Source organism: Methylobrevis pamukkalensis (assembly GCF_001720135.1).
Classification (GTDB): Bacteria; Pseudomonadota; Alphaproteobacteria; order Rhizobiales; family Pleomorphomonadaceae; genus Methylobrevis; species Methylobrevis pamukkalensis.
Window position 1 is genome coordinate 1 of record NZ_MCRJ01000145.1, and the last position, 8,082, is coordinate 8,082.

The 8,082-nt window shown below is 68.9% G+C and carries 8 protein-coding genes; 4 read left to right on the plus strand and 4 right to left on the minus strand.

Going from position 1 to position 8,082, the window contains the following annotated elements; all coding sequences use genetic code 11:
* Positions 1-37: 37 nt before the first annotated feature.
* Positions 38-1,459 (minus strand): MDR family MFS transporter, encoded by a 1,422-nt coding sequence (locus A6302_RS18080; RefSeq protein ID WP_069308208.1) that lies wholly within the window; start codon positions 1,457-1,459, stop codon positions 38-40.
* 255 nt (positions 1,460-1,714) lie between these two features.
* On the opposite strand from A6302_RS18080, the gene soxZ reads away from it, so the two are divergent.
* The 3 genes from soxZ to A6302_RS18095 all read left to right on the plus strand — a co-directional run bounded on the left by soxZ (position 1,715) and on the right by A6302_RS18095 (position 4,244).
* On the plus strand, positions 1,715-2,476 hold the full coding sequence (gene soxZ, locus A6302_RS25890; protein WP_169833622.1) for a thiosulfate oxidation carrier complex protein SoxZ: 762 nt from the start codon (positions 1,715-1,717) through the stop codon (positions 2,474-2,476).
* Positions 2,477-2,637: 161 nt separating this feature from the next.
* A complete protein-coding gene (locus A6302_RS18090; protein ID WP_141703910.1) occupies positions 2,638-2,961 on the plus strand; it encodes a c-type cytochrome in 324 nt (107 codons plus the stop codon).
* Positions 2,958-4,244 carry an NAD(P)/FAD-dependent oxidoreductase gene (locus A6302_RS18095; RefSeq protein WP_069308210.1) on the plus strand — a complete coding sequence of 429 codons (1,287 nt, stop codon included), beginning with the start codon at positions 2,958-2,960 and terminating at the stop codon, positions 4,242-4,244. Before A6302_RS18090 ends, A6302_RS18095 begins: the two co-directional genes overlap by 4 nt.
* Before the next feature lie 79 nt (positions 4,245-4,323).
* On the opposite strand, the gene A6302_RS18100 is transcribed toward A6302_RS18095, so the two are convergent.
* Positions 4,324-4,608, minus strand: coding sequence for a c-type cytochrome (locus A6302_RS18100; protein ID WP_245294134.1), 285 nt, complete (start codon positions 4,606-4,608; stop codon positions 4,324-4,326).
* A 655-nt stretch (positions 4,609-5,263) separates the two neighbouring features.
* On the opposite strand from A6302_RS18100, the gene A6302_RS18105 reads away from it, so the two are divergent.
* Entirely contained in the window at positions 5,264-6,484 is a 1,221-nt protein-coding gene (locus A6302_RS18105) for an Mrp/NBP35 family ATP-binding protein (protein ID WP_069308211.1), read from the plus strand.
* A gap of 40 nt (positions 6,485-6,524) precedes the next feature.
* Here the strand turns inward: A6302_RS18105 and A6302_RS23680 are convergent, their stop codons facing one another.
* Together A6302_RS23680 and A6302_RS24850 are read right to left on the minus strand one after the other, a co-directional pair.
* Complete coding sequence (locus A6302_RS23680; RefSeq protein WP_245294135.1) at positions 6,525-6,776, minus strand: VOC family protein; 252 nt, start codon at positions 6,774-6,776, stop codon at positions 6,525-6,527.
* A complete protein-coding gene (locus A6302_RS24850; RefSeq protein ID WP_245294136.1) occupies positions 6,754-8,064 on the minus strand; it encodes an enoyl-CoA hydratase-related protein in 1,311 nt (436 codons plus the stop codon). The genes A6302_RS23680 and A6302_RS24850 overlap by 23 nt, the downstream gene beginning before the upstream one ends.
* Positions 8,065-8,082 lie beyond the last annotated feature (18 nt).

Here is an 8,082-nt window from a genome sequence, read left to right on the forward strand (position 1 = left end):
TTTTTTCGAGTTTTGCAACCATAAATACCGCCCAGCGTCAGTCCACCGCCTGCGGGGCCTGTTCCTTCTCCGTCACGACAAGTCCGGCCCGCCGATGGCCGGAGACCTCCGCGCCGGCGTTGCGCGGCAGGAACAGCGCCACCAGCATCGACAGCGCGCTGATGCCGGCCACCACGTAGAAGGCGAGGTGGAAGTCGCCGAGCGCGAGCTCGCCGCCGCCGCGCGCCTCGCGGCCAAGGCTGAGCACGAAGGCCGCAACCGAAACCCCGAGCGCCACCGACAGCTGCTGCATCACCGACGAGAAGCTGGTTGCCTGGCTCATCTTCTCGCGGGGCACGTCGGCAAAGCCGAGGGCGTTGAAGGCGGTGAATTGCAGCGACCGGAAGAAGCCGCCGACCAGCAGCATCGTGAACACGACCGCGCCGGGGGTGGCCGGCGTGAACAGGCCGCAGACGGCGATGAAGCCTGCGCTGAGCAGGGCGTTGACGAGCAGCACCGTGCGGAAGCCGTAGCGGCGCAGCACCGGGGGCGCGGCGAATTTCATCGCCATGGCGCCCGCAGCCGAGGCGAAGGTGAGCACGCCGCTCTGGAAGGCGCTGAGGCCGAAGCCGATCTGCAGCATCAGCGGCAGCAGGAAGGGCAGGGCGCCGATGCCGATCCTGAACAGGAGGCCGCCGAGGACGGCGGTGCGGAAGCTGACGATCTTCAGCAGCCGGAGGTCGATCAGCGGGTCCGGCGTCGTGAGCGCATGATGGAGATAGGCCCCGAGGAACAGGGCGCCGCCGACGATCAGCGCCGTCTCGATCTCCGCCGACAGCAGGCCGATGCCGCTGGCGGCCAGACCGAACACCAGACCGGCCAGACCGAGGCCGGAGAGAAGGAAGCCCTTGCGGTCGAGCCGGCGGACGTCGTCGTCCCGGAAGTCGGCGATGTGGATCGAGACGAGGATGAAGCCGATGATGCCGATCGGCACGTTGACCCAGAAGATGTAGCGCCAGTCGAAATAGGTGGTGATGAAGCCGCCGAGCGGCGGGCCCATCACCGGGCCGAGCAGGCCGGGAATGGTCAGCCAGGACAGGGCGCGCACATAGTCCGACCGCTCCACCGAGCGCAGCAGCACCAGCCGGCCGACCGGCACCATCATTGCCCCGCCAAGCCCCTGCACGATACGGGCGGCGACGAAGCCCTCCAGCGAGCCGACGAGGCCGCACAGGATCGAGCCCAGCGTGAAGATCACGATCGCGCCGCGAAACACCAGCCGCGTGCCGAAGCGGTCGGCGCACCAGCCCGAGATCGGCGTGAACACGGCGATCGACAGCAGGTAGGAGGTGAAGGCCAGCTTGAGCGCGATCGGATCGACCCCGAGGTCGGCGGCGATCGCCGGCAGCGACGTCGCGACGACGGAGCTGTCGAGATTCTCCATGAACAGGGCGCAGGCGATGATCAGCGGAACAAGCATGGGCGGGATGGCTGCCGGCAATTGATACGGAGGTCTTATGAACGGGAGACGCGCAAAGATCGACCCGGGTTCGTTCACGTTCGCATGAGGGCGGCAGCCCGCGGGCCTCGGCTTGCCCCATCACGTTCGGTTGAGGCCGTTTTCAGCCGCGAGGCCGGCTGCTAGCCTTGGCGCAAGGAGACCAACGGGAGGTGCGGCATGCATACGGGCGACGGCCTCAGTCGGCGAGGCGCCCTTGCGGTTGCGGCCGGAGGCATGGCGTTGTGCGTCATCCGCCCGGGTCCGGCGGCGGCGCGGATCGAGGGACCGACGCTCGAGGAGGAAATCGCCGGTTTCGCAGGGGACGCTGCCGTGCAGCGGCAGGGGCTCGCACTGCGGGTCGAGGCGCTCGTCGAGGACGGCTACAACGTCCCGGTCGAGATCGCGCTGGACGGATCGCTCGCCGGCGGCGTTCGCCTCGCGCAGATCCTGCTGCTTGCGCCGGACAATCCGCGGGTGCGCACGGCGTCCTTCACCTTTTCCGCGTTCACCGGCGTGCCGAGGGTCGAGACCCGCGTCCGGCTGGCGCGGTCCCAGACGATCACCGCGCTGGCCCGGCTCAGCGACGGACGCGTGTTGCGCGCCGACCGGGAGGTTGCCGTCACCGTCGGCGGCTGCGACGTGCATGATGAACCGCGAGCCCGTGCCGGGAGCGCGCCGATGACGGCCCGCGTCAAGGTTCCGGCCCGCGTGCGGGCGGGCGAGGCCTTCGAGGTCCGCACCCTCGTCAGCCATCCGATGGAATCGGGGTTTCGCCGCGATGCCGGCGGCGCCGTTGTGCCGCGGCGCATTCTCCACCGCTTTGCCTGCAGCTTCGAGGGCGAGGAGGTGTTCGCCTGCGACCTCGGCCCGGCGATGTCGGCCAATCCGTTCCTGGAATTCTCGCTGCAACTGGCCCGCAGCGGCACGCTCGGCTTCGTCTGGTTCGACGACGACGGCAGCACGATCACGGCGGAGGCCATGGTGACCGTGACCTGAGGAGCTGGCGTGCCGCCTGCGGTATCTTCGCGCGGGCAGGGCGCCGCGACCGGGAACAAGTTCCCTGTCGTCCGGAAAGCCATTAGGCTCGGCGGGTTCCATGGCTCGACGACGACGGAACCTGCCGGCAACAAGGCGGGTCGTGAGGGAGGGAGGGGATCATGGCAAAGCCTTTGCGCGCGGCGCTCGCCGCCGCGCTGCTCATGTGCCTGTGCGGGGCTGCGGCCGCGGACGAGCGGGAATCGACCCGCCTCACCTATCTTGCCGGCACCTGCAACGCCTGCCACGGCAGCAGCATCACCATACCCGCCCTTGCCGGACGCCCCGCGCCCGAGACCGCCGCCGCCCTGCGCGCCTGGCGCGACGGGAGCCGCGTCAACCCGATCATGAATGCGGTTGCCGGCGGCCTCGACGACGACGCCATCGACGGTCTCGCCGACCTCTTCGCTCACGCCGAGCCGATCGCAGGGGAGGCGCGCCCATGAATCTCGACCGTCGCAGACTGCTGAAGGTGGCCGGTGGCGCAGGCGCCGGGCTTCTGGCCGCGCCGACGCTGCTGCGGGCGCAGATCCGGCCGAAGGTGGTGATCGTCGGCGGCGGCCCGGCGGGCGCGACCGTGGCGCTCACGCTGGCTCAGGCCCATCCGGACGCCTTCGAGATCACGCTGGTGGAGGAAAACGAGCTCTACACCACCTGCTTCGGCTCCAACATGTATCTCGCCGGCCTGCGCGACTTCGAATCTCTGCGCCACAGTTATTCGGGGCTGGCCGACTTCGGCATCGAGGTGATTCACGAGCGGGCGCTTCTGGCCAACCGGTCGGAGAAGGTGATCACGCTGATCTCCCGCACCCGGCTCGACTACGACCGGCTCGTGGTCGCGCCTGGCGTCGATCTCCTCTACGAGCAGGTGCCCGGCTACAATCCGCAGGCGGCCAAGCTGATGCCGCATGCCTGGAAGGCCGGCCCGCAGACGCGGCTGCTGCGCCAGCAGCTCGACGCGGTGAAGGACGGCGAGGCCGTGGTGATCGTCGCGCCGCCCGATCCCTACAAGTGCCCGCCCGGTCCCTACGAGCGCGCCTCGATGATGGCCCATGCCCTGAAGTCCTCCGGCCGGGGCGGCGCGCGCATCGTCATCCTCGATGCCAAGGAGAAGTTCTCCAAGCAGGCGCTGTTCATGGAGGGCTGGCAGGCGCTCTATCCGGGCATGATCGAATGGCTGCCGCCGTCGGTTCATGGCGGCATCGAGCTGGTCGACCCGGTCACCAAGACGGTGGCGACCGACCTCGACCTGTTCACCGGCACGCTCGTCAACATCATCCCGGCGCAGCGGGCCGGGGTGACGGCGCGCGAATGGGACCTTGCCGACCCCGAGACCGGCTGGTGTCCGGTCGATCCGGAAACGATGCGCTCGGCGCTGGACGAGGCGGTGTTCGTGATCGGCGATGCGGCGGCGGCCGGCGACATGCCGAAATCGGCCTTTTCGGCCAACAGCCAGGCGCGGGTGGCGGCGATGGCGATCGCGGCCGACCTGCTCGGCGCGCCAAGGATCGAGCCGTTCCTGTTCAACACCTGCTGGAGCCGGATCGGCGCCGAGGACGCGGTGAAGGTCGGCGGGCGCTACATGCCGAAGGAGGGCAAGATCACCTCGGTCGCCTCCTTCGTCAGCGCGCCGGGCGAGGATGCGGCCGTGCGCCGCCGGGCCGTGGGCGAAAGCGACGACTGGTATCGCTCGATCGTCGCCGAGATGTTCGGGCCGGGCGCGGCGTGAGCGACGTGACCACCGCACAAAGAAAAACCGGGCCACTTGGCCCGGTTCGAGGTCATGCGACGATCAGATGATCGGCTGATTACTTGGTGAAGGTCGAGAGGTAGGCGATCACGTCGGCGATCTCCTCTTCCTTCTTCAGGCCGGCGAAGGCCATCTTGGTGCCCTTGGCGAAGTCCTTCGGGCTCTTCAGCCAGGCGGCCATGTTTTCCTCGTTCCAGGTCTCGCCGGATTCGCCCTTCGCCTTCAGGGCGGCCGAGAAGTTGTAATCTTCCGGATGGGCGCCGATCACCGAGCCCATGACGCCGTTCAGCACCGGGCCGACCTTGTTCTTGGCGTTCTCGCGACCGCATGGCACGCGGCGCATTTCTTGAACACCTTCTCGCCCTTGGCAGCATCGCCGGCGGCAAGGGCGCCCGTGGCGGAGAGGGCGAAGGCCGCAACGGCCAGAACCAGAGACTTCCTCATCATGCTATCCTTGTCGTTCCTCGACCGGACGACGAGCGCCGGCCATCAGTTTTTATTAGTTCCAAACGGCCGCTGCAACCGACGGGCAGGAACATGGCGATGATTATCCTGTTCCGCCGTGAACGGCGTCTGAACGGTGTGGCGCCTTCGGCTGACCACCGGATCTTGCCCCTGCGGCTCTCCCGCAGGGTGTCCCACGCGATCGTCCCCGCGGTGAGGTTCGCGGCAGGGGATCGCGCCCGATCGACGTTCCGCCCGCCCGCGCCGGACAGGCTGCGGGGTGCGGAAGGAGGTGAACCCGGAACGAGCTTGCGGCGGACTTCTGCGCGCGCGGCGAAGAAATTCGCAAGCGAGAAGATATAGAGAAAGTCGTCCATGGCAATTGACGGATCGACGCCTGCGGCAAACGGTCCCTCTCATGTGCGACTGAAAGCGCCGGCCGTCGGCCCCCGAGGGGATCCGGGCTTGGCGCGCCGGCCGATTGTCCCTATGTGGGCAGGTACGAAACGAAGGGCGGCCGCCGCGGCGGCGCGCGAACGGGTGGAGTGGAACGCATGGCCGTAACGAGGGAAGATGTTCTGGCACGGTTGTCGAAGGTGACCGGGCCGGACGGCCGAACCGACGTCGTCAGCCTCGGGATCGTCTCCGACATCTTCATTGCCGGCGGCAAGGTGATGTTCTCCCTGACCGTTCCGGCCGAGCGCGCCCGCGACCTGGAGATGATGCGGGCGGCGGCAGAGAAGGTCGTCCGCTCCATCCCCGGTGTCGAGAAGGCAACCGTGATGCTCACGGCCGAGCGCCGCGCCGGCTCCGCACCGGCCCAGCCGGTGCCGCGTCCCGCGCCGGGCGGCAACGGCAATGGTCATTCCCACGCCGGCCACAGCCATGCCGGTCATTCGCATGCAGGCCACAGCCACGCGCCTGCCGGCCAGCCGCCGGCGCAGACCAGGGGCGTGACGCCGCAGAAGCCGGCGGTGCCGGGCGTCCGGCACATCGTCGCTGTCGCGTCGGGCAAGGGCGGCGTCGGCAAGTCGACGACGGCGGTCAACATCGCGGTCGGCCTGAAGGCGCTCGGCCTGTCGGTCGGCATCCTCGACGCGGACATCTACGGTCCGTCGCTGCCGCGCCTGCTCGGCCTGTCGGGGCGGCCCGAGATCATCTCCGGTCGCACGATGAAGCCGATGGAGGGCCACGGGCTGAAGGTCATGTCGATGGGCTTCCTCGTGGAGGAAGAGACGCCGATGATCTGGCGCGGACCGATGGTGATGTCGGCCCTGTCGCAGATGCTGCGCGAGGTCGCCTGGGGCGATCTCGACGTGCTGGTCGTCGACATGCCGCCCGGCACCGGCGATGCCCAGCTGACCATGGCCCAGCAGGTGCCGCTCGCCGGCGCGGTGATCGTCTCCACGCCGCAGGATCTGGCCCTGCTCGACGCCCGCAAGGGCCTCAACATGTTCCGCAAGGTCGAGGTGCCGGTGCTCGGCATCGTCGAGAACATGAGCTATTTCCTCTGCCCCGACTGCGGTGGCCGCCACGACATCTTCGGCCATGGCGGCGCCCGCAAGGAGGCCGAGCGCCTCGGCGTTCCCTTCCTCGGCGAGGTGCCGCTGCACATGTCGATCCGGGAAAATTCGGACGCCGGAACGCCCGTCGCCATCGCGGAGCCGGGCGGTGTCCATGCGGGCATCTATGCGGGCATCGCCGCCGAGATCGTCAAGGCGCTCGAGGGCAGGGAAGCGGGCGCGCGCCGTGCGCCGCGCATCGTCATCGACTGAACCACCCAGCGGCGGCTGGCGCGCGGCGCCGGCCGCGGCGTCAGCCGTCGTTGGCGGAATTGAGTTCCTCGGGTTTCAGGCCTTCATCCGGCTGGCCCGAGGGACGACGGAACCGCAGTCCCGCGCCCATGCCCTCATCCTCGGCGAGGAGGACGATTCCGGCCGCCTCGATGGCAGCGGCGACCCGCTCGACGATTTCCGTGCCGGGAAAGGCGCCGTCCTCGAAATTCGTCACATCAGACGCGCTGATCCGGGCGCGGGTGGCAAGGTCATCGGCGGTCCAGCCGAGCATGGCGCGTGCGGCCTTGAGTTGATGGGCGTCGATGGGCATTGCGTTCCCTCCGTTGCGGTCCACGATTTCGGGATCGAATATCGTCTTTGTTTTCAATATCGGTGGCGTACTCCCGCACGGCAAGCGCGCTTTTCGCGGGAGGGCAGGCCCCGGCCCGTTCGATCGGGCCAGGACACACGTCTGCAACGCGCCGGAAAGGGCGTGGTTCCGGGACCGGGCCCGCGTCCGGGAGCGGCTCGATCGTGCGCTGAAGATCAGGTTCCGCTGAATGCCGGCTTGCGCTTCTCGGCAAAGGCGGCGCGGCCTTCGGCATAGTCGGCGCTGTCGAAGCAAAGGGCGGCGAGGGCCTCGGCCCGGGTCCAGGCCGGTTCGCCGGGGGCGGCGGTAACGGCCGCCACGGCCGCTTGGCGGCCTGCTGGGTCAGCGGGGCGAGGCCGGCGACTGTCGCCGCATAGTCGCGGGTGAAGGCCTCGATCTGGTCGGGCTCCACCAGATGGTCGAGAAAGCCGAGGGCTCGGGCTTCGGCGGCGTCGAAGCGGCGGGCGGTGAAGATGAGGTCCTTGGTGCGCGCGGCGCCGATCAGGCGCACGAAATCGCCGATCGCTTCGGGCGGATAGGCAAGGCCGAGCCGGGCGGCGGGAATCGCGAACGCGCCGTCGCCGGCGCCGATGCGGATGTCGCAGGCGGCGGCCAGACCCATGCCGCCGCCCATGCAGAAGCCACGGATCATCGCGACGGTGGGCTTTGCCGCGGTGCGGATGGCGGCGAAGGCATCGATGTTGGCGGCCTCGTAGGCCCGGGAGCTCTCGGCGTCGCGGCGGACGGTGCCGAACTCGGAAATGTCCGCGCCGGAGACGAAGGCCTCGCTGCCGGCCCCGCGCAGCACGATCACCCGCACCGCCGGATCGGCCTCCAGCCGGGCGATCGCGCCCGGCACGTCCAGCCACATCCGCATCGACATGGCGTTGTGCCGCTTCGGGTTGGTGATCACGATCCAGCCCACGGCCTCCTCGATCGTCGTCGCGATGCCTGCCGCGCTCTCGGTTTCCATTTCGGCCATGGGTCTGCTCCGTCTCCCGGGGAGGGGACTTGACCAGAGGCGGGCGTGAAAATCGAGTCCGGGTCGTGGCATTGCGGGTGCGCCCGATCGTCCCGCAGGCCGAATCGCCTGCCGCCACGGGAGCAAAATCCATGCAATGCGCATTGTCTGGCCGATGCCGCATTTTTGATGTGGAAAGCCTCGGGGAGGCACCCTCGACAAAGCCTTGAGAACGCGCCGCCTCGGCATCTGTCAACGCCGATCAAG

Excerpts from the sequence above, each read along its gene's own strand:
- A6302_RS18080 (WP_069308208.1), bottom strand. The coding sequence starts at position 1,459 with ATGCTTGTTCCGCTGATCATCGCCTGCGCCCTGTTCATGGAGAATCTC.
- soxZ (WP_169833622.1), top strand. The coding sequence starts at position 1,715 with ATGGCGTTGTGCGTCATCCGCCCGGGTCCGGCGGCGGCGCGGATCGAG.
- A6302_RS18090 (WP_141703910.1), top strand. The coding sequence starts at position 2,638 with ATGGCAAAGCCTTTGCGCGCGGCGCTCGCCGCCGCGCTGCTCATGTGC.
- A6302_RS18095 (WP_069308210.1), top strand. The coding sequence starts at position 2,958 with ATGAATCTCGACCGTCGCAGACTGCTGAAGGTGGCCGGTGGCGCAGGC.
- A6302_RS18100 (WP_245294134.1), bottom strand. The coding sequence starts at position 4,608 with ATGCGCCGCGTGCCATGCGGTCGCGAGAACGCCAAGAACAAGGTCGGC.
- A6302_RS18105 (WP_069308211.1), top strand. The coding sequence starts at position 5,264 with ATGGCCGTAACGAGGGAAGATGTTCTGGCACGGTTGTCGAAGGTGACC.
- A6302_RS23680 (WP_245294135.1), bottom strand. The coding sequence starts at position 6,776 with ATGCTCGGCTGGACCGCCGATGACCTTGCCACCCGCGCCCGGATCAGC.
- A6302_RS24850 (WP_245294136.1), bottom strand. The coding sequence starts at position 8,064 with ATGCCGAGGCGGCGCGTTCTCAAGGCTTTGTCGAGGGTGCCTCCCCGA.